The organism is Neptunomonas sp. CHC150 (assembly GCF_030397555.1).
Lineage (GTDB): Bacteria > Pseudomonadota > Gammaproteobacteria > Pseudomonadales > Balneatricaceae > Neptunomonas > Neptunomonas phycophila.
Map to the genome: position 1 here is coordinate 337,610 of NZ_JAPNXU010000011.1, position 25,010 is coordinate 362,619.

Below are 25,010 nucleotides of genomic sequence, written 5' to 3' on the forward strand. Positions count from 1 at the left end.
ATACCACTCATGGCAGAATTTAGATGCATCAATGCAGATGAAGCAATCACACTCATGAATGAAGGGGCGGCTATCACCGATATACGTGACTCCCAAAGTTTTGCAGCCGGACACATCACCGGAGCTTTACATCTCAACAACGACAACCTAGAGCAAGTGTTGCACGGGCTTGAATTTGATACTCCTGTCATCGTCTGCTGCTATCACGGCATCAGCAGCCAAAGCGCTGCTGCGTTTTTAGTAGAGCGTGGGTTTGAGAATGTCGCTAGTTTAAACGGCGGCTTCGAAGAGTGGCGTGTTAATCATGCTGATAAAATAGAGTCGTAACAATGCAGATATATCTGGTAGGCGGCGCTGTACGTGACGAACTTCTTAATTACCCCGTTTATGATAAAGACTGGGTTGTCGTAGGCGCAACTCCAGAAGAGATGATAAAAAATGGTTACCGCCCTGTCGGCAGTGATTTTCCAGTTTTTATACACCCAAAAACTGGCGAGGAATATGCGTTAGCACGCACCGAGCGCAAAAGCGGTAAAGGCTACTCAGGCTTTCAATACCATGCATCGCCCGACGTTACATTAGAAGAGGACTTGTCTCGACGAGACCTCACAATTAACGCCATGGCCAAAAGCAGTAGCGGAGAATTAATTGACCCTTACGGCGGACAAAACGATCTTGCAACAAAGCAACTCCGCCATGTATCACCCGCTTTCTCTGAAGATCCTTTGCGTGTGTTACGGGTTGCACGCTTTGCGGCACGCTACGCCCATCTTGGCTTTACCGTCGCAGCCCCCACCCTCAAACTCATGCAAGCAATTGCAAGCACCGATGAATTATCGCATCTCACCAAAGAACGCATTTGGCAAGAGATGGAGCGCGCTTTATCTGAACGTTCCCCGCTTACATTTTTTAACGTCCTTGAGCAGGCCAACGCATTAGAACAATTGTTCCCTCCTTTCACTACACTTGTTAATAACGATAAAGCACAACAGATTGCAGCCCAATTCACCGACACCACCGAGACAAAGGTGCGCTTTGCAGCCTTGTGTTATGTGTGCTTTCACACACTCAGTGAAGCACAAACTAAACTGGATCAATTTTGTCGCGACTTACGCACCCAAAATCAAACCCGCGAGCTCGCCATCCACACGTTAATAGCCCATCCGCAACTTCAATGCTGGAGTTCGCTGAGCGCAGAAAACAAACTCGCATTGATCAAACAATTAGATTTATTAAGACGCCCCGAGCGCCTGCCGCCACTGCAAGCTAGTACCCGCTTATTAAGTGATGAAAATACTAATGCTGGCGAATTACTAACCAACCTGTGCGAGGAGCTCAAGGGAATTAATCCTAAAGCACTGATGAATGATGGATATAAAGGTGCTGCATTAGGAGAAGAAATCGCAAAACGACAAATAGCGATTTGCGAGCTTTTTTAAAGCACAACAGCTTTAAAATACAACAGTGCCCACTTAGTTATTGAGAGGTTGGGCACGAGAAATAAGCTGGCCTTTCCACGAAAAATCAACAGGCCACAAGCGCTGAGTAGAACGATCATAATCAGCCCATAAGTTCGCATATGTTTGCTGACTAATAGGGTGGACATCATCTGGAGCTATTTCAGACAGCGGCCACAAAACAAACGCATTATAAAGCACCTCTCCCCTTGGCAACTCAACCCCATCGACCACACCGACAACTTGGTTATATGTGAGAATATCTACATCCAAAGTACGCGGAGCAAACTTAGCGCCACCGCGGACGCGCCCATTAGCGTCTTCCAAGGCTTTTAACCACTGAGATAACTCACCTACACTCAATTCAGTATCCATTGCCACTACTAAATTAAGAAATGGGCTGCCGTTAAAACCTACCGCCTCACTCTCAAACACAGAAGACACCACTAACGGCGCAAAGCGCGCCTCTAGCGCATCCAACGCAGAAGTCACATGACGGAAACGCTCAATGTTACTACCAATGCTCAAATAGACTAACGCCATTAGCTGCGCTCTCCGCGCTCAATTTTGACCCCAACAGCCGCTGCCGCTGGAATTGCATCCGGCTTCGCCAACTTCAATGCCAGCCAGCTCACAGAAAATTCTCTCATGAGTAAGCTAGCTATTTCCTCGGCCATGGTTTCAACGAGTAGAAATTCGCTCTCTTGCACAAACTCAATCAGTCGATCACACACCGCTTTGTAGTTCAGCGTGTTATCAATTTCTTCTGTTTGGGCGGCGTGCTTAATATCCGTCCCTAACTCCAGATCCAACACGACGCGTTGACGAATCTCGCGCTCCCAATCATAGATTCCAATGACAGTTTCTATCTGCAAACCTTCAACAAAAACGATATCCATTATGCTTTTTCACCTACAGACTCGACTACATCATTGATGGATCCTAACAACTCCATTGACCAGCGAGGCTTAGCCTCTATAACCAACCCACTGCTTTGCCCTGCTAACAAGCGTTGGCACCCTGCATAAGCAATCATGGCGCCATTGTCCGTACAAAATTCAGGACGAGCATAAAACAATGAAGCCTTCTCTTTGGTCACAACAGCATCAAGCCGCTCACGCAAACGCCGGTTCGCGCTCACTCCACCGGCAATAATTAATTGCTTTAGCCCTGTTTCTTGTAACGCTCGACGACACTTAATTGCCAAGGTTTCAACCACCGCCTCTTCAAAAGCCGCTGCTATATCCGCTTGAGTTTGCTGATCTAAAACCCCGTCCTGAGTGTGTTTAGCGATGGTATTGAGCGTAAAAGTTTTGAGACCAGAAAAGCTAAAATCCAACCCAGGACGATCAGTCATCGGTCGCGGGAAACGAAAACGCGTACGATCCCCCTGCTCAGCCAAACGAGCAATCAAAGGACCACCGGGATAATCAAGGCCGAGCATCTTAGCGGCTTTATCAAACGCCTCCCCCGCCGCATCATCAAGCGATTCACCTAATAAGTGATACTCACCAATTGCCGTCACCTTAACCAGCTGAGTGTGACCGCCGCTCACCAACAAAGCGACAAAGGGAAATTCAGGAGGGTTTTCTTCCAGCATGGGTGCTAAAAGATGACCTTCCATGTGATGAACACCAATCGCAGGAACACCCCACGCCATGGCCAATGACCGCCCCGTCGATGCGCCTACCATCAGCGCACCAATTAAACCTGGCCCTGCTGTATAAGCAATCGCATCAACCTGATTAGCGGTTAGATCAGCACGTTGCATGACCTCTTTAATAAGAGGAAGCAGCTTTCTTACATGATCACGCGAAGCCAATTCAGGCACTACCCCGCCGTATTCAGCATGCATTTTGACCTGACTATATAAGACATCAGCCAGCAAACCTTTCTCGCTATCGTAAAGCGCCACACCCGTCTCATCACACGACGTTTCAATACCCAGCACAATCATTAGTAACCGTACATCCGCTAATTCAAAAATAATCTCGCTATTATCCCTTATCGCAAGCGCAATTACACGAATATCACTTTGACAATTTTCATACGAGGACATAGAATTTCGCACCTTATTCGGAATGGGTCCGGATTTAGCCAACTAAACAACTAAAAGGAGGCATCATGCCTGCAGTTAAAGTTAAAGATAACGAGCCATTTGACGTTGCTCTTCGTCGTTTCAAGCGTTCTTGCGAAAAAGCGGGTGTTCTAGCTGAAGTACGTAAGCGCGAATTCTACGAAAAGCCAACTTCTGTTCGTAAGCGTAAAGCAGCAGCTGCCGTTAAGCGTCACGCTAAAAAAGTATCTCGCGATATCTCTCGCCGCGTACGTATGTACTAATACGTTTTTCCGCTTTTTAAGCACGAAGAAACGTAATTTAGAATAGATTTTTTACAACCGGGTTAAGCATCCCTCAACACAGGTCATACAGAATGTCAGTACTCAAAAAACGGATTACTGAAGAAATGAAAGACGCCATGCGCGCAAAAGATAAACAGCGCTTAGGTACCATTCGTTTAATTCTGGCTGAATTAAAGCGCATCGAAGTTGATGAGCGTATAGAGTTGGATGATGCACGTGTGCTCGCGGTTTTGGATAAAATGTCCAAACAACGCCGTGACTCAATTGCCCAATATGATGCAGCGGACCGCAAAGACCTGGCGGACACTGAGCGACAAGAGCTGGAGGTGATTCAAACTTACTTGCCGCAACCGCTAACGACAGAAGAACTAACACAATTGATCGAAGATGCTGTTACAGCATCAGGCGCATCAGGAATGCAAGACATGGGCAAAGTAATGGCGATTATCAAGCCACAAGCCCAAGGCCGCGCAGACATGGGTGCCATTTCAGGACTGGTTAAAGCTAGCCTAACCAAGTAAGCTCAACTCCGCTAACCACTTTCTGTTAAATAGATTTCAGCGGAGCAGTTATGGCAGGCCGTATTCCACAAGGCTTTATTGACGATCTGCTAGCACGCGTTAACATCGTAGACATTATCGATGGCCGCGTTAAGCTAAAAAAGGCCGGCAAAAACTACTCAGGGCTTTGCCCTTTCCACCAAGAAAAATCGCCCTCTTTCTCTGTTAGTCCTGACAAACAGTTCTATTATTGTTTTGGCTGCGGCGCAGGCGGAAACGCCATTGGCTTTTTGATGGAATATGAACGACTCGAATTCCCGCAAGCTATCGAAGAAGTCGCCAAAATAGTCGGAGTCGATGTTCCTCGCGATGAGGCTCAAGAGCAACGCCGCAGCGAACACAAAGCGCAATATCATATATTAGATGAAGCTTCCGCTTATTATCAGCGCCAACTTAAAGAACACCCTTCACGCGATCTAGCCGTCAACTACCTTAAGTCGCGCGGACTCACCGGCAAAGTTGCCAGTTTTTTTGGTATTGGCTTTGCGCCCAGCGGCTGGGACAACCTTATTAATGCCGTGGGCGGCACCAGCGAAAAAGCAAACCTGCTAGAACTGAGCGGCATGCTGATTCGCCACGAAGAAAAAGACTCCCTTTACGATCGCTTTCGCAACCGTATTATGTTTCCCATACGTGACGCGCGAGGCCGAACAATAGCTTTTGGCGGACGTGTTTTAGGAGACGACAAACCCAAATACCTCAACTCTCCCGAGACCGACACTTTCCACAAAGGCCGAGAGCTTTATGGCCTTTACGAAGCCCGCAAGCTCACACAAAAGCTAGAACGTATTGTTATTGTCGAAGGCTATATGGACGTTATTAGCTTGGCACAGTTTGGCGTCACCTATGCCGTAGCGACTCTCGGCACCGCCACGAGCCAGCAACACCTAGAGCGACTATTCAAAACCGTATCAGAAGTTGTTTTCTGCTTTGATGGTGACAAAGCAGGCAGAAAAGCCGCCGAACGAGCACTAGAAACCACACTCACCAGCATCAAAGATGGCCAAGAAGCTCGATTTTTATTCCTTCCCGAAGGGGAAGACCCTGACACGCTCATCAGAGCCGAAGGCAAAGACGGGTTCGAGAAACGCTTAAATGAAGCCTTGCCACTGTCTGAGTTTTTCTTTAAATCCCACTCGCAAGGCAGCGACATGACAAGTATCGATGGTCGCGCTCGCTTTAGCAGCGAAGCACTCCCCATGCTTCAGCAAATGCAACCTGGCCTACTTAAGCAAATGATGATCGACAAAATTTGCGAGATAACCGGACTTACATTAGAGCAAATCAATAGCACCATTCAGCTTGTGCCGACTAGCACGTCTAACAGCGCATACAACGACAGCTCATACGACAACAGCTATTACGAAGATGCTACACCGAACAACTTCACGCCCCGCGATAACAACTCCCCTGAGCGTCGCAGCACCAAGTCATCACCCAAAGAACCAACCCGCCCAACCAACTCACTGTGCGGACATTTGGTGTCTTTATTACTGCATCACCCAGAACTAGCGCCATTAGCCACCGAATATGACTCATTAAGTGATTTACACGAGCCACACAGCGAGCTTTTACAAGCGTTTTTGCAATACCTACACACACACCCAAACACCAGCTTGCACACCCTGCTTATCGACTGGCGCGATGACGAAGAGCTCAGCAAACACCTACTTCAACTCAGTGGTATTTCGCATCTAGACCCCATACTCAACGGCAACCCTAAGCAACTTTTCAGCGATGCATGGAAGCGCTTAACACGCCGATTACAAGTAAACGAACTCCAAAAGCTACAAAAGAAGCCACTGGCAACACTAAGCCAGCCAGAAAAGCAGCGACTTTCAGAGCTATTAACACTTTCACGGCAATAACTTCACCCGCACCGGTTGCAATCAAAAACTTAATCCCAATATAAAACTGCATATGAATAAAAGTTAGACTAGACTTAGGCCATAAAACAGCCAATCAAACAGCCTTCTGCTAGCAAAACCTAGCCGCTGGCGTTATAATGTCGCGCTAACTTTTTTGTAGTCTCTAATTCGCACCATTGTAGGACATCTATGTCAGATACCTCGCAGCAGCAATCTCGTCTAAAAGAACTGATCGCACGCGGTAAAGAGCAGGGTTACCTGACTTACGCCGAAGTTAACGATCATCTTCCTGAAGATATCGCCGATCCCGATCAGGTCGAAGACATTATTCGCATGATTAATGACATGGGTATCTCTGTATCAGAAGAAGCACCTGATGCTGAGACACTCCTCATGACCGAAGGCGACTCGGCCGAAGAAGCAGATGAAGATGCGGTTGCAGCCTTAGCTGCCGTAGAGTCTGACGCTGGCCGAACAACCGACCCCGTTCGTATGTACATGCGTGAAATGGGTACTGTGGAGCTCCTAACCCGCGAAGGCGAAATCGAAATCGCTAAACGCATAGAGGAAGGGATCCGCGAAGTCATGACCGCTCTAGCCAGCTTCCCTGGCTCTGTAGAGATCATTCTTGACTCGTACAATACGACGCTTCAGGAAGAAGGTCGCTTAAGCGATATTTTCAGCGGCTACATCGACCCAGACAATAGCGACTTCATCCCCGCAGGCTCAGTGCCACCTGTTGAAGAAACAGATGACGATGATGACACTGACACCAGCGATGACGATGATGACGACACAGACGGCACCGACGATGAAGAAGAAGGCGATCGCGGCCCCGATCCTGAAGAGGCTCGTCAGCGTTTCGCGCAGATTCATGAGCGCCTGTTAGCTCTATATGACGTACTTGAAAAAGAAGGCCGCGACACTCCGGCTTACAAGGCCGCATTTGATGAGCTTTCAGAAGCCTTTTCTCCGGTCAAACTGTCACCACGTTATTACGACCTACTCGTAACGCGTGTACGTGATTATATTGATCGTGTTCGCCAGCAAGAACGCACTATCATGCGTATCTGCATTCAGCGCTGTAAAATGCCGCGTAAATTCTTCATCAAAGAATTTCCAAGCAACGAAACAAGCCCTGAATGGCTAGACAAAATCATTGCCGAAAACCATGACTTTTCAGCAGCGATTAAACAGAATTTACCCGATTTACATCGTGCTCAACGCAAGCTCGTTCAAATTGAACAGGATGCCATCATCCCACTGGCTAGCATTAAAGATGTAAACCGCAGCATGTCGATTGGTGAAGCAAGAGCTCGCCGTGCCAAGAAAGAAATGGTAGAAGCCAACTTACGTTTGGTTATCTCGATTGCAAAAAAATACACAAACCGTGGCCTTCAATTCTTGGATTTAATTCAAGAAGGCAACATCGGCTTGATGAAAGCAGTTGATAAGTTTGAGTACCGTCGTGGTTACAAGTTCTCGACGTATGCGACTTGGTGGATTCGCCAAGCCATCACACGATCAATTGCCGACCAAGCACGAACCATTCGTATTCCAGTACACATGATTGAAACGATCAATAAATTGAATCGTATTTCACGTCAGATGCTACAAGAAATGGGACGCGAAGCGCTACCAGAAGAGCTGGCCGAGCGTATGGAAATGCCTGAAGATAAAATACGTAAAGTATTGAAAATCGCCAAAGAGCCCATCTCAATGGAAACACCCATTGGTGATGACGAAGACTCTAGCCTAGGTGATTTTATCGAAGACGGAAATCATACTTCTCCGGTTGATTCTGCTACGGGCGAAGGCTTGCGCGAAGCAACGCGCGAAGTATTGGCTGGCCTAACAGGCCGTGAAGCCAAAGTACTGCGCATGCGTTTCGGCATCGATATGAACACCGATCACACGCTTGAAGAAGTAGGTAAACAGTTTGACGTTACTCGTGAGCGTATTCGTCAAATCGAAGCCAAAGCGCTACGTAAACTGCGCCACCCGAGCCGTTCAGATCACTTGCGCAGCTTCCTCGACGAATAATTTTTTAGTAACAATATCAAGGTATTGCGCCAATGATACTAAGTATGTATTATTGGCGCCTCTTTTAGGGCCTATAGCTCAGTTGGTTAGAGCGCCGGACTCATAATCCGTCGGTCCCAGGTTCAAGTCCTGGTGGGCCCACCAATTTACAATTGTATTTTTTTGACAAGAATACTTCTAACATCCCCTCTTTTGGTCGCTACTAACTCCTTCATTAGTCGGATTTTTTTACAAAAAAAACCTCCTTTTCGCATTGATATTACGTACAATGACGTGAGATTAAGACCACCCGGAGCCAGAGTTTTTAAGTTATGGATAAACGTGTTGTTATCATAGGCACTTCCTTTCGTTTTCCAGGTACTACGCCGCAGTCATTTTGGCATGATTTACTGGCTAATAAAGATTTGGTAAGCCACGTCGAAGAAGGCCGCTGGTCATTTGACGCTTATACGCACCCCGACAAAAAACACCCCGGTACTAGCTATACATTTTCAGCGGGATCAGTGGGTGATGTATCTGGCTTTGACGCGAGTTTTTTTGGTATTTCTCCTCGCGAAGCCTCCCTGATGGATCCACAACAGCGCATGCTGTTAGAGATGACGTGGGAATCTGTCGAACATGCAGGTAAAGCCCCTTCTTCACTAAAGGGAAGCCAATGTGGTGTTTACATTGGTATCGCCAGTGCCGATTACGCCTATCGTTTTACCGAAGATATTTCTATCGTTGACTCTTCGGTAGCCACAGGCAACACAGCCAGTATTGCAGCTAACCGTATTTCCTACTTATTCGACCTGCACGGGCCTAGCATCGCTATGGACACGGCCTGCTCTTCTTCTATGGTCGCATTTCACCAAGCATGCCAAGCTATACGCTCCGGTGAAATCGAAGAAGCCTTGGCAGGCGGCGTCAGCTTACACCTACACCCTTACGGTTTTATTGCGTTTTCTAAAGCCACTATGCTGTCTCGAAAAGGCCGCTGCCAAGTTTTTGATGCCGCCGGTGATGGTTACGTCCGCTCAGAAGGCGGTGGTATTTTTTATCTTAAAGACTACGACGCCGCTATACGTGATGGTGATCGTATTCTTGCGGTTGTCGCTGGCTCAGGTGTCAATACCGACGGCTATAAATCAGGCCTAACCGTACCAAATCCTGCCGCTCAAATTGAGTTAATGGAAAGCACATACAAAAAAGCCGGCCTTACAGCTGATGACCTAGACTACCTAGAAGCTCACGGTACAGGCACCGCTGTTGGCGATCCAATAGAAACACGAGCGATCGGCCTTGCACTCGGCCAACAACGCTCCAAACCACTTCCAATTGGCTCCGTAAAAAGCAATATGGGCCACTTAGAGGCGGCTTCGGGTGTTGCCGGTTTAGCAAAAGCTTTGTACTCGGTTTACTATCGAGAAGTGCCTGCAACGATCAGCATGAAAAACCCGAACCCCAATATCCATTTTAACGAATGGAACATTGAGGTTGTCAGCAAAAATCTCACGCTGGATGCGAATAAACCACTGACTATTGGGATTAACTCATTCGGTTTCGGCGGTGCTAATGCACACGTTATTCTGCAATCCCCGCCAGACAATAACGCATCAAAAGCAACAGCCTGCACACCAGCCGCTAATAAACCCTTACCCTTAGTAATTAGCGCTCGTGATGCTCAAGCATTACAGACTTGTCTAGAAGACGCCGCAGAATTATTGCGTGAAGAGTCTGCATCATTTTATGATGTTGCTTACAATTATCTATACCGCCGAGAGCTCCACGGATTGGCACATGTTATTTGGAGCCAGGACTCAGCAGACGCCATTGAACAAATCAACGCCCTGTTAGCGGATGAATCGACACCTATTTACCTAGACAAACCTCAGTCGCCTATTGCCTTTGTTTACTCGGGCAATGGATGCCAATGGGAAACCATGGGTAAAGCCCTGCTACAAAACTCCCGTATTTTTAGAGAGGCCGTGGGTCAGGTCGACACGCTATTTGAACCCCTAGCAGGCTTTTCTCTGGTCGCTGAACTGTCGGGAGACAATGGTACAGACCGTTTTGACCAAACGGAGATTGCTCAGCCTGCCTTGTTTGCCTTGCAAATAGGTATTACAGAACTGTTACGCGCACATCATATCGAGCCATCCGCTGTCACAGGTCACAGTGTGGGCGAGGTAGCAGCAGCGTACTATAGCGGTGCGTTGTCTCTGGAAGACGCCGTTCATGTCATTTATTACCGCAGCCGCTATCAAGGCCAAACCGCAGGTTTTGGCGAGATGAGCGCCGTAGGCATGAACGAACAAGATATTCGTGCATTGCTAGAGCAAGAGAAATGTTCCGACGTTGAAGTCGCCGGCATTAACAGCGCCAAAGGCATCACTTTAGCCGGCAACCCAGAACAACTTTCTCAACTTGAGGCTATTTTCGCTGAAAACGGCACCTTCTATCGTCGCCTAAACCTAAACTATGCGTTCCATAGCTCAGCAATGGACTCAGTTGAAGCGCCAGTTAAAGAAAGTCTTTCTCATTTAACGCCGCACGAAACCCGCTTACCGTTCTACTCAACGGTAACAGGCAAAGCAAGTAACGGCCTAAGCCTTGGCGCCGCCTACTGGTGGGATAACATCCGCAAGCCGGTGCAATTCAAGAACGCAATTGATCAAATTATCGCCGATGGCATTACCCAATTTATAGAAATTGGTGCGCACCCCGTTCTCAAAAGCTACCTCAATGACGAGCTTAAAGAAGCGGATCAAGCAGGCACTGTACTGAGCACGCTCACACGCCGAAATGCCACACAAGATGCTATTACTAAGACCGCATCTCAAGCACTGCTCACTTTACCAGCGTTACCAGCTGACATCTTTCCAGTCACTGGCAACTTTATTGAGTTAGATGCCTATCCATGGCAACGCGAGTCACTGTGGCACCCCGAAACGCATGAGTCATTAGGCCTGCTTAACCGCCAAAAAGCTCATGACCTTTTAGGGTATCCAGTTAAGCAACTCGATAACATGTGGGAAAACACCCTCGATACACAGGCCTATCCTTGGCTTGGAGATCATAAAGTCGGGGAAAATGTTGTCTTCCCAGGTACGGCCTATGTTGAGCTACTATTAGCAGCCGTCCAAACAAAAACAGACCATGACCTGCTCGAAATTGAAGAGCTAGAAATTAAGCAGCCTTTATTACTCGACGACAGCGTCAGCAAAAAAACGCGCTTAAGCTATGCTATCGAATCAGGCCAACTCAGCATTGCCAGCCGAGAATTAGTAACCGGTGATAAGTGGACACAGCATGCCAGCGCTCGATCGCTCAAGATTGCAACTGACCTGCACTTATCAGCCACATCTCCGTCGCTACCCGAACGCGAACCCGACTTCACACAAGACGATCATCTTGCGTTAACTGAAATAGCAGGGCTAGATTATGACACGGCTTTCCAAGCGCTGAGTCATGGTTGGGTAGAAAAACGCTCTACCAGCACACCCAGCGTAACAGCGACCTTTAAGCCTGACGGGAACTCGCAAGGGTTTACATTGCATCCGGCACAGCTGGATTGTACTTTCCAGCTCATCATTCACTTCATGAAGGATCAGCTCGCCGAAAACGAAGGGATAGCTTATGTACCTGTTCGCGTGGGTCGGATATTTACACGCTCTGGCGCGCATCAAATTGCTATAGCCCAAGCACGCCTACTCAAGCGTTCGCCACACTCTATTACAGCTGAGTTTGATCTATTTGATGAAAATGGCTTACACGTGGCGGCTATTAAAGAGGCTCGTTTTAAAGCGGTACGAGTGCGTAAGGCGAACAACTCGCACATTAATTATCTAGACTATTATCTGACTGCCATTCCAGCATCCTCTTCTGCTTTAGATCACACGGAGTGGCTCAGCGTACTCAATAGCGAGTTACCGCCAGCGGTTTATCAGCGCTCCAACACTCTGGTTCAAGAAGTAGAGCCTTTATTTGATGCGTTAATGACAGCATACGTTAGAGAAGCACTTGCCACCCTAGAAACTCAAGGCGAGCTCAACGCCGCTTTTGTAGATACGCTCACTAAAGACTCGCCGTGCGCGGCGCGCTTACTCAACAGCATTATACGTTTTGCCACAGAGCGTGGAACCATCGTAGCTGCAGCCGACCATTGGGTACTTGCCGAAGCTGACGAGGACAGCATCCCTGCTAATTTAATCTGGCAGATGATGGCGCGTGACTATCCCGATTACTTTGCAATCACTCATTTAATTGGGCGGTTTGGGTTACATTTACATGAACTAATAAAAGGGGCGCTTGTTGCCAGTGACCTCGGCCTAGAAGCCAACGAACTGTACGCCACCATTATTAGTTTACGTAATAACAGTACTCTCTTGGGTAGCTTAGCCCAGTCGATCAAACCTGTACTCAATAAAACACCAGCCACTGGCCAACGCCGACGCGTTCTGGAAGTAGGTATCTATGAACCCACACTAATCACCAGCCTATGTAATGATTTTAATTACACTCAAGGTGATCTGGCGTTTACCAGCCTACAGTCAGAGGCGCTAGACAAGGTTCAACTACTACAAGAAAGCCACCCAATGGTGAGTGCTTTCTCATTAACCGACGCAACACCACAAGAACACGGCATATTTGATACTGTCATCATTAACATTAATGGTGTCAGCGTATCAGAGCTTGGGATTTTGTTCCGCCATCTGGCTCCACTCCAAGCACCCAATGCCAACGTGCTCTTTATAGCGCCATCCCAAGCTGATTGGATTGATCTATTATTCGCCTGCGACACAAATTGGTGGAATGATAATAACCAAGAAACAGGCCAACAGCTTAACGCATCGCAATGGACTAGTGCCCTAACAGAGTCTGGCTTTACTTCAGTAACAGCCGTACAAACGCAAGAAGAGCACTCCTCGTACTTGTTAAGCGCCATTGCCCCTGCAACCAACAAAGCAGCCTCAAACACAGTAGGTAATAGTGATTCTGCTACTGAGAAGCTGCTAGTTATACACGATACACAACCTGTATCCACGCGCCTTGCCGATGCTGTAATTAAACACTGCCACGAACAAGCATGTGAAGCACACACACTTGTTCTTTCCACGCAGGATATTATCAATAGCACCGCGGATGATCTGCACACGCTATTGACAGCACAAAGCTCTCGTATCGTTTTTATTGCCGGAATTGATGATCAAGCCGACTTTACTGAAGAGCGGTTTACGGACCTTAGCAATCGTTGTAAGGCACTCAATCATCTCTACAAAACCATAGAGCTACACAACGATCCGCTTCAATTAACCCTTGTTACGCAAGGTGTTGGCCAAACGTACCTTTGTGACGACGGCCTTGCTAATTTTGGCCAAGCTCACGTAGCAGACGATTCCGCGGTATGGGGATTCGCTCGCACCTTAATGAACGAGTCTGCTAAGATTGAGCTACGCTTAGTTGATGTTCCTTATGCAACCTTTACAACAGACGTAACTCGGGCGTTGGTATCTCAACTTCTCAATAGCGACAACCTAGCCCACGAGGCAGAGATCATTCTTGATCAAGCTGGCCATTCTTATGCGCCGCGTCTACGTGAGAACGAACAGCTTTCGAACCCTGCTGACGCTCAGTTAGAAAACACATCTCACAACGATGCGTTTTACCTTGGCTTTGACATGCCAGGCCAGCTCAAAAACCTTACGTGGCTAAGCAAGTCAGATGCACCTATAAGCCAGGATGAAATCCGGGTAGCCGTCAAAGCCACAGGGCTTAACTTCCGCGATGTCATGTACACATTAGGACTGCTCTCCGATGAAGCGATAGAAAACGGCTTTGCTGGACCAACGTTAGGGCTTGAATTTGCTGGTGTTGTGACCGAAGTAGGCCAGGACATTGAAGGCTATACCATTGGTGATAGCGTTGTGGGCTTTGGCCCTGCCAGCTTCAGCAATAGCGTAATCACTAAACCGAATGCTATATCGCACATACCAGAAGGGATCAGCTTTGAAGCGGCGTCTACGATCCCAAGCACCTTCTTCACGGTATATTACGCGCTTAACCATTTAGCGCGCCTTGAAGAAGGTGAAAAAATACTAATACACGGCGCAGCCGGTGGTGTTGGCATTGCGGCAATTCAAGTTGCTCAATGGCTTGGTGCAGAAATCTACGCCACAGCCGGGTCTGAAAGTAAGCGCGACTTTTTACGCATGATGGGTGTAGAACATATTTATGACTCGCGCTCACTGACCTATGCGGAAGAAATCCTGTTTGAAACAAACGGCCGCGGCGTGGACATTGTGCTCAACTCCCTAGCAGGAGAAGCCATCAACCAAAACTTCCGTGTATTAAAGCCTTTTGGACGTTTCTTAGAGCTAGGCAAGCGCGACTTTTATGAAAACACAAAAGTAGGCCTTCGTCCGTTCCGCAACAATATTAGCTATTTTGGTATTGATGCTGACCAGCTGATGCAAGAAAAGCCGGCTCTCACGCATCGTCTCTTTACCGAAATGATGCAATTATTTGCAGACGGCACTTTATATCCGCTACCTTACACACGCTTTGATGCCACGCACATTGTGGATGCGTTCCGTTACATGCAACAAGCAAAACAGATCGGTAAAATCGTTGTTGCTTATGACCAACCCATCAAAGCAAGCCACATCAAGGCGACTAGCACTGAGCAATCGCTTGAGTTATCTCACGAGGCTACCTACTTAGTAACAGGTGGTCTAGGTGGATTTGGCCTCAAAACAGCGCAATGGCTTGTATCAAAAGGTGCCAAACATCTGGCACTTCTCAGCCGCAGCGGCCCTGTTTCGGAAGAGGCTCAAGCGGCCTTGGCTATTTTTAAAGCACAAGGTGTCACTGTTTTGCCTGCCGCCTGCGATGTCAGTGACCGCAAGGCACTTGCACAAGTATTGCAGCAAATTGATAGTGAGCTACCGCCACTCAAAGGTGTTGTTCATGCAGCCGCTGTCATAGAAGACAGCCTCGCTCTCAATTTAAGCGACGAGCAACTAGAACGTGTACTGCGCCCCAAAATTACAGGCGCACGCTGGTTAGATGAATTAACGGACCATTTAGACCTAGACCTATTCGTCCTCTATTCATCCGCTACCACACTCCTTGGAAACCCAGGGCAGGCTTGCTATGTAGCAGCCAACCACTGGTTAGAAGCATTAGCGGCAAACAGACGTGCACGCGGCAAAGTGGCTAGCTGCCCTCGCTGGGGTGCCATAGACGATGTAGGCTTCCTTGCACGTAACGAAAAAATCAAAGACGCACTACAGAGCCGAATTGGCGGACAAGCATTAGCGTCCGACGCAGCTTTAGATGCGCTTGAGCAAATGATATTGAACAAGATCACTAACCAAGGGGTCTTAGAGTTCGACTGGGGGCCACTCAGCCGTTTCTTGCCAAGTGCAGATCAAGCCAAGTTCAGAGAAGTAGCGTTAACCGCTCAGGAAAGTGACCAAGGTGATGACAATAGACTCGATATGGACGCTCTCATGGCCATGTCAGATGAAGAGCTCACCCAAACCGTACTAGCGTTACTTAAGTCGGAACTGGCCAGCATACTCATGACGTCAGAAGAGAAACTGGATATTAACCGCTCTATGTATGATATGGGCTTGGACTCCTTGATGGGTGTCGAATTAATGTCAGCAATTGAATCACGCCTTGGCGTTACAGTTTCTGTTATGGCCCTCAGTGAAACACCGACCTTAGCTAAACTAAGCGAACGCTTAGCAACGCAAATAAAAGGTGAGGACCAAAGTTCTGAAGACGATATGGCAGCCCAAGTGGCGCGCCAGCATGCCGGAAAAGGAGAATCGGCTTAATGAGCTCACAAAAGCTTTCGCAAAATATTAAAGATAAGCTGATTCAGAAAACGTTACAGCACAAACTTAAAAAGGCCGAAAACTCCGGTAACGGAATTGCTTCTTTGTTGAAGTCCACAACAAGCAAGCAAGCCAAAGCAAACCGATTTGATCAGCATCCGGGTTATCAACAGATGCAAATCATCAAAAACGGTGCTGCAAGCCTCGGCATCGAAAGCCCTTTTTTTCGTACGCACGAAGGAGTGGCTGGCGCAACATCAGTGATTAATGGCAAAGAAGTCATTAATTACGCCAGCTACAATTACCTTGGACTGTCGGGCCACCCAAAGGTGAACCAAGCGGCCGTTGATGCTATTGAACAATATGGCACTTCGGTCTCAGCTAGTCGTATTGTGTCTGGTGAGCGCCCTATTCACCAAGCATTAGAAGCGAAGCTTGCTCACATGTACGAGGTGGATGATGCTCTCGCCTTTGTGAGCGGCCATGCAACTAACGTCACAACTATCGGCTACTTGTTCGGCGCTAAGGACCTCATCATTCATGATGAATACATCCATAACAGCTCTATCGTAGGTGCTCAATTATCTGGCGCGAAACGCTTATCGTTCCCCCATAATGATTTAGATGCACTAGAAGCCCTTTTAGCCGAAAAGCGCCACCAATTTGAACGCGTGTTAATCGTCGTCGAAGGCCTTTACAGTATGGACGGAGACCACCCTGATCTGGCGCGCCTCGTAGAGATCAAACAGCAGCACTATGCATTTTTGATGGTTGACGAAGCACATTCATTTGGCATTTTGGGCGATAGTGGTAAAGGCCTAAGAGAGCTTTACCAAGTGGCCGGCAAAGATGTCGATATCTGGATGGGCACACTGAGCAAAACAATGTCCGGTTGTGGAGGCTATATCGCCGGCGAATCAGCCTTAATTGAACACCTACGTTATATGGCCCCCGGCTTTTTATACAGCGTAGGGATGCCTGCACCCATTGCCGCAGCCGCTTTGGCTTCGCTAGAAGTTATGGAGCAAGAGCCGGAAAGAATCCACCAGCTCATGCATATTTCCAAGTACTTTCTCGACACAGCCAAATCACTTGGTTTTAATACCGGTGAAAGCACAGGCATCGCCGTAATACCTATTATTTTAGGTAGTTCAGTAACCGCTGCTAAGGCCTCTGCTGCTTTATTCGAGAAAGGCATTAACGTACAACCCATTCTGTATCCCGCTGTTCCAGAACAGAGCGCACGTTTGCGCTTCTTCCTCTCCTGCGAGCATACCGAAGCCCAGGTTCGTGAAACACTGGTCCTTTTGAAAACGCTGATCTAACTGGCTGCCCTGAGAATACTGTGCAAAAACGGAACTTTCTTTTTCTTCAGGGCCCAACAAGCCCTTTTTTTTCCAAGCTTGGCGACCGACTTTTAGCTGCAGGCGCGGGTGTTTTTCGCATTAACTTTTGTGTAGGCGATGCCGTTTATTGGCGCAATAAGCAGGCATGGAAATATCGCGCTAGCGCAGATAACCTGCCCGAGTTCATTGAACAAAAGGTAATCAACTATGGGATTACCGATATAATAATGCTGGGTGACACCCGACCAGTCAATGCGCCTGCGATTAACATTGGAGAACGCCACAATGTTCGAGTGCATGTTTTTGAAGAAGGCTATTTTCGGCCTCGCTGGTTAACACTAGAGGAAGGAGGAATAAACGGCCACTCACGGCTACCTAAATGTCCTCAGTGGTATCGACGCATAGCACCTGAACTCAACCCAATAGATACTGGCGAGACCATCAGCAACCCTGTGTTGTTACTGGGCATGCACGAGATAGGCTATCACGCACCTAATCTGCTTAATCCTCTACTCTATCCGGGCTACAAAACACATCGCCCTTATATTTCCGGAGTTGAGCTAGCGGGCTGGGGAGCGCGTTTTGCTAAAATGCCATTACTTGAGCGCTTTGATGCAAAAACGATTGAACAACTATTATCCAACCAAACGCCCTATTTTATTCTGCCTCTTCAGTTGGATAGCGATAGTCAGATACAAACACATTCACCCTTCGATTCTATGGCCGATGTGATTCGCACAACCCTCACCTCTTTTGCCAAGCACGCACCAGTGGACAGCCTACTCGTGATAAAGAATCATCCGCTAGACACCGGCTTTGTTAATTTTAAAAAGCTTATTCTGCAGCTTGAGGACTCATTAGGTATTAAAGGCCGAACGCTGTATTTAGAAAGCGGACACTTACCAACGCTGCTCGATCATTGCCAAGGCGTCATTACCATCAACAGCACGGTGGGCACCTCCGCTTTATTCCACAAATGCCGGACTCTCGCCCTTGCCGACCCTATCTACAACATTCCGGGATTAACCGCGCAATGCAGCTTAGATGAGTTTTGGACTGACAAAGAATACCCTGACCAAAAGCTATTTCAGTACTTTCAGCGTGCAGTTATCCAGTTAACTCAAATAAATGGTGGCTTATACAGCCAAAAAGGCATTAGTACCGGTGTAGAATCTGCCTACCAGCGGCTACTACTAAGCGAGTCGCCTTTGCAAGCAATGCTCAGACGCTTTCCTGTTCAGCCGCCAAGCGAGTCTTGTAGCGCGCACTAAGCGCCTGAAATAATAACGTTGGCAGCTCTGAAATATCTTTGGAGCTCGCTGACGTGCTGGACGCCTCTTTTAGCCCATCCGTGGGGTGGTCATTCCATATAAAATAGCGAGTCTCGCCCTTTGGCGCACCTAACGTCTGATATACCTTTGCCATGATAGGCACATGATCGCCGTACCACCCCAACACACCACCATTAGGTTGGTCATTTAAGCATTCAGTTAACATCGCAGCCATTGTATCGGCATTGCGTAAGTGGCGGGCATAAACAGTTAAATCATCACAGCCAAAAGGCTGTTCACCCTCATAGAATGCAACCTGATCAGCCTGGCTGGCCTTCTCCAAGTGCAGAGGACCATGATTTTCCATCGTAATTACAAACACAAATACAGGCGTCGACGTGCCAGAGTCGTGTGATCGTTTAGACAACATCGACTTAACCTTATTGGCCAAGGCAACATCTCCGACATACTGGCCGACCTTATCTGCTTCGGTAAATGATTGAATATCGATAAACTCATCAAACCCCATTCTGGGATACAATTTATCACGCAAATAAAAAGATGCAGGATAAGGATGAATGCACACCGTTCGGTACCCTAACGCCTTTAAAGCGTGCGCTACCGTATACTGCGGCTGCTTCATAAAGTGCCGATAGGGACTGAACTGATGAACCCCCAAAACATGAGCAGGCTTACCTGTTAAGAACGCACTTTCTGTACGGATAGTATTTGCGCCCCAAGCCGGCACGGTGAGAGCCCCCCAGCTAAAAGAGTGCGCACATATCTGATCAAACTCTGCCAGAATAGAAGGCTTCAATACTGGATACTCTGCACGAGCATCAAAGAAGGACTCGCTTTGAACAACAACAACGTCAGGCAACTTCTCAGCCGCGGCATCTTGTGGCAATAACTCACGCCATTGATTCTCTTCCACAGGATTAGGCTGCGTATAATGAAGGATGCCGTAATGCCATAAAAAACCAATTTGCCCTAGTGCACAATAATCATGCTCAGGCTGCAACAATACACGGCGCACTCGTACCTTATAACCCCATACCGTTACAGCAACTCCCACCGCTAACAAAATCCCCCACGACACGATATAGGAGCCAACTGAAGCCTGTGCGGAAGAAAAAACCGATGGTTCCAACATTACACCAGCCACGAGCACACCAATAAACGCACACAGGGCTAGCAAAGCATTAGCAATACCAAAAAACGGTAAATACAAACGAGGGTGGCGTATAGCATCAGTAAAGTATTCAAAATCGTGCACTAAAAAGGGCTCACGCATCGCGTGATACTTTGCGTTATTAACAAGCACAATGAGCAATTGAATAGCCAGAACATTGCCCATAGCAAACCAAGGCCGCCTAAACAAAACTAGCTCAGCTGCAAATACTATGAGCCAAGTCCCTAAATGCAGCAAATTAGACGCCAAGGGGCGTTGCCAAATCATTCGGCTTTTAGGGGTTAGCAGCAACTCCATCGCAGCAGACAGCAACAAGCCGACACACAATGGCATAGATAAAGTAAGCAAAGAATGCCCTAACGAAAAGCCGATCTCAGTCACCCATTACCCTCCGTAATCAAGCCACTTAATCAGCTTCTGAGATACACCCGGCGGTAAGGCTGCCAAGCCCCAACAACCTATATTGAGAGGAAACGGAAAACTAATCCGCGGATGATTTTTAGCAACTCGGCGCTTAATGACACGGGCCGCTCGCTGCGGTGTCCATAAAAATGGTTTGGGCCCTGGCATAGCGTGGCACATTGCAGACGCTACATACCCAGGCATAACAACGGTAACCCCTACATTCGATGGCGCTAGCCAACCGCGAATACCTTCAGCATATGCTTTAACGGCCGCTTTACTAGCGCTGTAGCTAGGCGTAACAGGCAAACCAAAAAAGGCCGCAAGGGAGCTAATTAAAACGAGCTGCCCCTCACCCTTATCACGCATCGCCAAAGCAAAACTATGCGTCAGAGCCAGCGTAGATTTCACATTTAAATCCAATAGCAGCGACATTTCATCCCACGTTTCTCCCGATTGGTCTGGGCCGGTATTAATGTTCATCCCTGCATTGGCATACACGATCTCCGGAACCCCCTGAGAGAGAATCTCTTCACACCAGGTTCGAGTGCGTTCAACGTCCGACAAATCCAGAGCGTGCGCTTCTGCGCTGCCTCCCGCGGCGTTACACTCCTCTACCAGAGCATCTAGTTCGGCTAATTGACGACCCTGTAAGATCAAGTGATAGCCATCTTGCGCATAAGCTCTAGCTAGCGCACCACCGATAGCACCCGTTGCACCTGTAATGAGAATCCGTGCCATATTAATCCTTACTGTAAAACGAAACCGCCCGTGCAGCAGGCGGCACAACTAACCAATCCACTAAAGACCTAACTGAGTGCCTAACCAAGAAACAGCGGTTAACACACGTGTTTTCACAGCGACCCGTATTGATTTTTTTTGCTGTGCCAAATAATCAATCAGCGCTTCCGGTGTGCATACCTGCTGCGTATGAGGATGGTAGTAGTGGCTATATTCCACTAATGCCAAGTACACCAGCTCAGCTAAAGAGCGCTCACGCCCGCGTCTAGGCAGATCAGCATGATCCTGCGTCAGCCCCCAACCTGCGTAAAAAGGGGAACCATAGGTAGTCACCTGCTTACCACGCAACAGGGCTTCAAAACCACTTAGTGATGAGACCGTCTCCAAGCGATCGCACCAATCGATCGCCGCCATAATATCCACTTGAGGCAAACAAGCATCGGCATAGTTCAACACTTCGGATTCCGACAACATGCCAGCACGCAGCCCACTCACCACATCCGGGTGAGGTTTATAAACAATGCAAGCATCAGGATAAACAGAACGAGTATGAGCTAGCAGGTCCTTGTTAATATTCTCACTGCTTTCACAGTCTAAGACCTGAGATAAACTGGAGCGTACCGAGGCATCATCAGCCACTTGCCCCACTACTAAAATAGCCTCTTTACCCGTACTATTGGGCAAACCTTTATCAGAACCTTTTAGGTTATATTTGCTTATATTTTGGCTAACTAGTGCTGTGATTAATTGCTCACCCCGGGCTACTTCCATTGGAGTAAGATTCTGCTCTTGAAGCAAAACCTCCAAATCCGATGGCTGACTGGCATCGTAATAAATACCTGTTCCGTCTACCACAAAAGAGGCTCCGCCATTTAAGCCTGCGCCCAAACCCACTGAACGCACAAAACCATCTTCGATCCGGTAAAACTCAACATGCGACTGTATACGCTTCGCCTGCTCAGCGGTTACCCGAGAAGACCAGCCTATTAACGGAGCATGGTTTAACTGCGCCAGTGATAATGCTCGTGAAAAATCGTTTACAAATAAAGGAGGATAACCATAAGCGGCGGTAATAATAGCCCCCACAGCCTTACGATTCCAAAAACGAACACTGTAAACAATCGGTGGTGAGGAAAGTGACGCAAAGCGTGCTGTCATGATGGCCCGATAAAAGCAAAAAGGCGAACATAACATTCGCCTTTGTAATCAACAAGGTAAACCACTAGATTACTATAGCTAACGTAATCTAGTCATTCGATAACTTCTAGATTAGCCCTTTTTAGCCCAAAAATCACTCGGCTCTTTACAGACGATGAAATAAGGGTTCAATAACGTATCAGGACGCTGGTTATAGGTTAAAGGTTTGAGCGTTTCAACCTCTAACACCTGACCACCCGCCGCCAAAACCACCGCATGCGCCGCCGCTGTATCCCATTCGCTTGTTGGCCCTAAACGTGGGTACAAATCAGCCGCACCTTCAGCTACCAGACATAACTTAAGAGAACTTCCCATCGCCACAATATCGGCTTCAGGTAACATCTCCATAAAGGCCTTAAAATCATCTGATTGATGTGAGCGACTACCAACGACTTTCCAGCCTGTTGCAACTGTTGGGTTATCACCCACTTTAATTTCAACCGCATCTTCGCCGTCGTTTTGCTTAAAGGCTCCTTTACCCTGCTCACCCCAATACAAGGTATTAAGTGCAGGTGCATACACCACACCAAAAACCGGCACACCGTCTTTGATCAACGCCACATTGATTGTGAACTCGCCGTTCTTTTTGATGAACTCTTTTGTGCCATCTAGCGGATCAATTAACCAATACTCACTCCACTTCAAGCGTTCGGTTTTAACCTCTTCACCTGACTCTTCCGACAGAACAGGAATAGAAGGCGCAATAGCTTTCAAGCCATCAACTAACAAATGATGCGCAGCCATATCCGCTTCCGTTAGCGGACTGTTATCTGACTTATCGTATACAGCAAAATCTTTTTTGTAGATTTCCATAACGGCATAGCCAGCCTGTTTTGATAACTCCAGTACTTTTTCGATATCAAACTGCATCATTAATCCCTTGTCGTTGTTTCAAATAAGCTATGTGTAAAAATATAAAAGAGCAGAGGCTAATCTGCATTAAAACGCCCAAATAAACGGTATCAATACGATAGAAGCCACCGATACGATAATACTCATCGGAATCCCTATCTTTAAAAAGTCAGAGGTTTGATACCCTCCTGGCCCCATGACCATCAAGTTAGTCTGGTAACCCAATGGCATGATAAAACTAGCAGACGCTGCAAACATCACAGCAATCACAAACGGCATATGATCCACACCTAATTGCTGCGCAATAGACACCGCAATAGGGAACATTAAAATCGCCGCCGCATTGTTAGTAATCACCTCGGTAAACAAGGTGGTTAATACATAAACAATGGCTAACATTACCCAAGGCGACATCCCGCCAAACATGAGCCACTGAGCTATTTGCTCTGCCATCCCTGTTTTAGTCATGGCTTCGCCAAGTGAAAAAGACGCCGCTATAACAGTAATCACCGTGAGGTCGATATTTCGACGGGCTTTAGTCACGCTAATGCACCGCGTGACTAACATAGCACCCGCTGCCAGAAAGGCCGCTTCTAAAATACTCAACAAGCCAGAAGCACTCAGCAGCACCATGCCTAATAAGACGTACAAAGCAAACGGCGCCTTACTGAACGCAGGTGGCGTAGAGTCGTTCATGGCACTCACTAACAAAAAGTCACGCCGCGAGCGGTATTGACCTACAAAGTCTTGTCCCGTTTCCAATAACAAGGTGTCGCCGACCTGTAAGCGTATATCACCAATTTTACCGGTAATACGTTGACCGTTTCGGGATACCGACAAAATAGCCGCCTGAAATCGTGTTCTAAAACGCGAGTCTTTAATCGATTGCTCTAGACCGACAAACTCTGGCCCGATCACCGCTTCAACAAGGCAACGCTCATGGCTAGCGATTTTCAACTTATCCACATCACCATTAGCCGGGTTAAGGCCGTGAATTTGACGAAGTTCCCGTGCACATTCGGGCGCACCAATAAAGACTAACTCATCACCCGCCTGTAATTGAGTATCAGGCGCAACCGCCGATAAAATCCGCGAGCCGCGGTGGATTTCTACCAAATAGCCAAAACTTAAATTACGTAAGCCTGCTTCTTCTATCGTTTTTCCCACTAATGGACCATTTTCGTCAACAATCACATCAACGCTGTATTCGCGCGCATTACCTAATTGCTCAATAGTACCTTGGCGGTCTGGCAGCAAACGATCAGCAAAAAAGTAAAGAAACGTTCCCCCTATCAGCAGCAAAGGCAACCCTAACCAAGTCAGTGAAAACATGCCCATTTTATAATCGAAGGTGGATTGCATTAATCCGTCTACTACCAAGTTAGTGCTCGTACCGATAAGGGTGCAAGTGCCACCAAGAATCGCCGCATAGCTCAAAGGAATCAGCAATTTAGACGCCGGGATGTTGACGCGTTTTGACCACTCCTGAATAGAAGGAATAAACATGGCAACCACAGCCGTGTTATTCATAAAAGCACTCATGACCGATGTAGGCATAATCACTTTGGCCAGCCCTTGGCGAACACCATTTGGCTGGCCTAGCAAACGGCCTGCAATCCATTGAATGGCACCCGTTTCTTTCAGACCGGCTGCAACGATATACAAGGTAGCAATCGTCATAACGCCAGGGTTAGAAAAACCGGCCAAACCTTCCAAAGGGGTTAACACGCCTGTAATGACTAACGCTGCCAACGCTGACATCAAAATAACATCAGTCGCAATATTACTCACGATCAACGCAATCAATACTGCCATCACAATTGCTAGCGTGAGGTAAGCCTCATATCCCATGGTCAAAATCCAATAAAAGCATTCCGTTGTAACGGGCTAAACA

At 47.6% G+C, this 25,010-nt stretch carries 17 protein-coding genes and 1 tRNA gene; 10 read left to right on the forward strand and 8 right to left on the reverse strand.

What is annotated here, in order from left to right:
- Window positions 1-9 precede the first annotated feature (9 nt).
- Together glpE and OW491_RS15540 are read left to right on the forward strand one after the other, a co-directional pair.
- Window positions 10-327: a thiosulfate sulfurtransferase GlpE gene (glpE, locus tag OW491_RS15535; protein WP_075171340.1), complete on the forward strand. Its 318-nt coding sequence runs from the start codon at window positions 10-12 to the stop codon at window positions 325-327.
- 2 nt (window positions 328-329) lie between these two features.
- Entirely contained in the window at window positions 330-1,439 is a 1,110-nt protein-coding gene (locus OW491_RS15540; protein WP_277252627.1) for a hypothetical protein, read from the forward strand.
- Between the two features lie 33 nt (window positions 1,440-1,472).
- On the opposite strand, the gene folK is transcribed toward OW491_RS15540, so the two are convergent.
- From folK to tsaD, 3 genes are read right to left on the reverse strand one after another with little or no spacing between them, the layout of a single operon-like run.
- On the reverse strand, window positions 1,473-2,000 hold the full coding sequence (gene folK / locus OW491_RS15545; RefSeq protein WP_290036799.1) for a 2-amino-4-hydroxy-6-hydroxymethyldihydropteridine diphosphokinase: 528 nt from the start codon (window positions 1,998-2,000) through the stop codon (window positions 1,473-1,475).
- A complete protein-coding gene (folB, locus tag OW491_RS15550) occupies window positions 2,000-2,356 on the reverse strand; it encodes a dihydroneopterin aldolase (RefSeq protein ID WP_290036801.1) in 357 nt (118 codons plus the stop codon). The genes folK and folB overlap by 1 nt, the downstream gene beginning before the upstream one ends.
- Window positions 2,356-3,414 carry a tRNA (adenosine(37)-N6)-threonylcarbamoyltransferase complex transferase subunit TsaD gene (tsaD, locus tag OW491_RS15555; RefSeq protein ID WP_290036882.1) on the reverse strand — a complete coding sequence of 353 codons (1,059 nt, stop codon included), beginning with the start codon at window positions 3,412-3,414 and terminating at the stop codon, window positions 2,356-2,358. Before tsaD ends, folB begins: the two co-directional genes overlap by 1 nt.
- 167 nt (window positions 3,415-3,581) lie before the next feature.
- Between tsaD and rpsU the strand changes: the two genes are divergently transcribed.
- The 8 genes from rpsU (at window position 3,582) to OW491_RS15595 (ending at window position 18,732) form a co-directional block, all read left to right on the forward strand.
- Window positions 3,582-3,797, forward strand: a complete 216-nt coding sequence (rpsU, locus tag OW491_RS15560; protein WP_028471240.1) for a 30S ribosomal protein S21 — start codon at window positions 3,582-3,584, stop codon at window positions 3,795-3,797.
- 92 nt (window positions 3,798-3,889) lie between these two features.
- Complete coding sequence (locus OW491_RS15565; protein WP_075171336.1) at window positions 3,890-4,339, forward strand: GatB/YqeY domain-containing protein; 450 nt, start codon at window positions 3,890-3,892, stop codon at window positions 4,337-4,339.
- Between the two features lie 50 nt (window positions 4,340-4,389).
- Window positions 4,390-6,246, forward strand: a complete 1,857-nt coding sequence (dnaG, locus tag OW491_RS15570) for a DNA primase (RefSeq protein ID WP_290036807.1) — start codon at window positions 4,390-4,392, stop codon at window positions 6,244-6,246.
- 189 nt (window positions 6,247-6,435) lie between these two features.
- Window positions 6,436-8,289 (forward strand): RNA polymerase sigma factor RpoD, encoded by a 1,854-nt coding sequence (rpoD, locus tag OW491_RS15575; RefSeq protein ID WP_290036808.1) that lies wholly within the window; start codon window positions 6,436-6,438, stop codon window positions 8,287-8,289.
- Between the two features lie 67 nt (window positions 8,290-8,356).
- A tRNA-Ile gene (locus OW491_RS15580) sits at window positions 8,357-8,433 on the forward strand.
- 167 nt (window positions 8,434-8,600) lie between these two features.
- Window positions 8,601-16,115: a type I polyketide synthase gene (locus tag OW491_RS15585; RefSeq protein WP_290036810.1), complete on the forward strand. Its 7,515-nt coding sequence runs from the start codon at window positions 8,601-8,603 to the stop codon at window positions 16,113-16,115.
- Window positions 16,115-17,440 carry an aminotransferase class I/II-fold pyridoxal phosphate-dependent enzyme gene (locus tag OW491_RS15590; protein ID WP_075171332.1) on the forward strand — a complete coding sequence of 442 codons (1,326 nt, stop codon included), beginning with the start codon at window positions 16,115-16,117 and terminating at the stop codon, window positions 17,438-17,440. Before OW491_RS15585 ends, OW491_RS15590 begins: the two co-directional genes overlap by 1 nt.
- Window positions 17,441-17,460: 20 nt before the next feature.
- Window positions 17,461-18,732: a capsular biosynthesis protein gene (locus OW491_RS15595; RefSeq protein WP_290036811.1), complete on the forward strand. Its 1,272-nt coding sequence runs from the start codon at window positions 17,461-17,463 to the stop codon at window positions 18,730-18,732.
- Here OW491_RS15595 and OW491_RS15600 read toward each other — a convergent pair.
- The 5 genes from OW491_RS15600 to OW491_RS15620 form a co-directional block, all read right to left on the reverse strand.
- Window positions 18,683-20,305 carry an LTA synthase family protein gene (locus OW491_RS15600; protein ID WP_290036813.1) on the reverse strand — a complete coding sequence of 541 codons (1,623 nt, stop codon included), beginning with the start codon at window positions 20,303-20,305 and terminating at the stop codon, window positions 18,683-18,685. The two genes, OW491_RS15595 and OW491_RS15600, sit on opposite strands and share 50 nt — an antisense overlap.
- Before the next feature lie 3 nt (window positions 20,306-20,308).
- Complete coding sequence (locus OW491_RS15605) at window positions 20,309-21,067, reverse strand: SDR family NAD(P)-dependent oxidoreductase (RefSeq protein WP_290036814.1); 759 nt, start codon at window positions 21,065-21,067, stop codon at window positions 20,309-20,311.
- A 60-nt stretch (window positions 21,068-21,127) separates the two neighbouring features.
- Window positions 21,128-22,225 carry a hypothetical protein gene (locus OW491_RS15610; protein ID WP_290036816.1) on the reverse strand — a complete coding sequence of 366 codons (1,098 nt, stop codon included), beginning with the start codon at window positions 22,223-22,225 and terminating at the stop codon, window positions 21,128-21,130.
- 111 nt (window positions 22,226-22,336) lie between these two features.
- Window positions 22,337-23,137, reverse strand: a complete 801-nt coding sequence (gene cysQ, locus OW491_RS15615) for a 3'(2'),5'-bisphosphate nucleotidase CysQ (protein WP_277253786.1) — start codon at window positions 23,135-23,137, stop codon at window positions 22,337-22,339.
- A gap of 66 nt (window positions 23,138-23,203) precedes the next feature.
- Complete coding sequence (locus OW491_RS15620) at window positions 23,204-24,967, reverse strand: SLC13 family permease (protein WP_290036818.1); 1,764 nt, start codon at window positions 24,965-24,967, stop codon at window positions 23,204-23,206.
- Between the last annotated feature and the right edge of the window lie 43 nt (window positions 24,968-25,010).

Bases quoted from the DNA above. Each gene is read 5' to 3' on its own strand.
- glpE (WP_075171340.1), top strand. From the start codon at position 10: ATGGCAGAATTTAGATGCATCAATGCAGATGAAGCAATCACACTCATG.
- OW491_RS15540 (WP_277252627.1), top strand. From the start codon at position 330: ATGCAGATATATCTGGTAGGCGGCGCTGTACGTGACGAACTTCTTAAT.
- folK (WP_290036799.1), bottom strand. From the start codon at position 2,000: ATGGCGTTAGTCTATTTGAGCATTGGTAGTAACATTGAGCGTTTCCGT.
- folB (WP_290036801.1), bottom strand. From the start codon at position 2,356: ATGGATATCGTTTTTGTTGAAGGTTTGCAGATAGAAACTGTCATTGGA.
- tsaD (WP_290036882.1), bottom strand. From the start codon at position 3,414: ATGATTGTGCTGGGTATTGAAACGTCGTGTGATGAGACGGGTGTGGCG.
- rpsU (WP_028471240.1), top strand. From the start codon at position 3,582: ATGCCTGCAGTTAAAGTTAAAGATAACGAGCCATTTGACGTTGCTCTT.
- OW491_RS15565 (WP_075171336.1), top strand. From the start codon at position 3,890: ATGTCAGTACTCAAAAAACGGATTACTGAAGAAATGAAAGACGCCATG.
- dnaG (WP_290036807.1), top strand. From the start codon at position 4,390: ATGGCAGGCCGTATTCCACAAGGCTTTATTGACGATCTGCTAGCACGC.
- rpoD (WP_290036808.1), top strand. From the start codon at position 6,436: ATGTCAGATACCTCGCAGCAGCAATCTCGTCTAAAAGAACTGATCGCA.
- OW491_RS15585 (WP_290036810.1), top strand. From the start codon at position 8,601: ATGGATAAACGTGTTGTTATCATAGGCACTTCCTTTCGTTTTCCAGGT.
- OW491_RS15590 (WP_075171332.1), top strand. From the start codon at position 16,115: ATGAGCTCACAAAAGCTTTCGCAAAATATTAAAGATAAGCTGATTCAG.
- OW491_RS15605 (WP_290036814.1), bottom strand. From the start codon at position 21,067: ATGGCACGGATTCTCATTACAGGTGCAACGGGTGCTATCGGTGGTGCG.
- OW491_RS15610 (WP_290036816.1), bottom strand. From the start codon at position 22,225: ATGACAGCACGCTTTGCGTCACTTTCCTCACCACCGATTGTTTACAGT.
- cysQ (WP_277253786.1), bottom strand. From the start codon at position 23,137: ATGATGCAGTTTGATATCGAAAAAGTACTGGAGTTATCAAAACAGGCT.
- OW491_RS15620 (WP_290036818.1), bottom strand. From the start codon at position 24,967: ATGGGATATGAGGCTTACCTCACGCTAGCAATTGTGATGGCAGTATTG.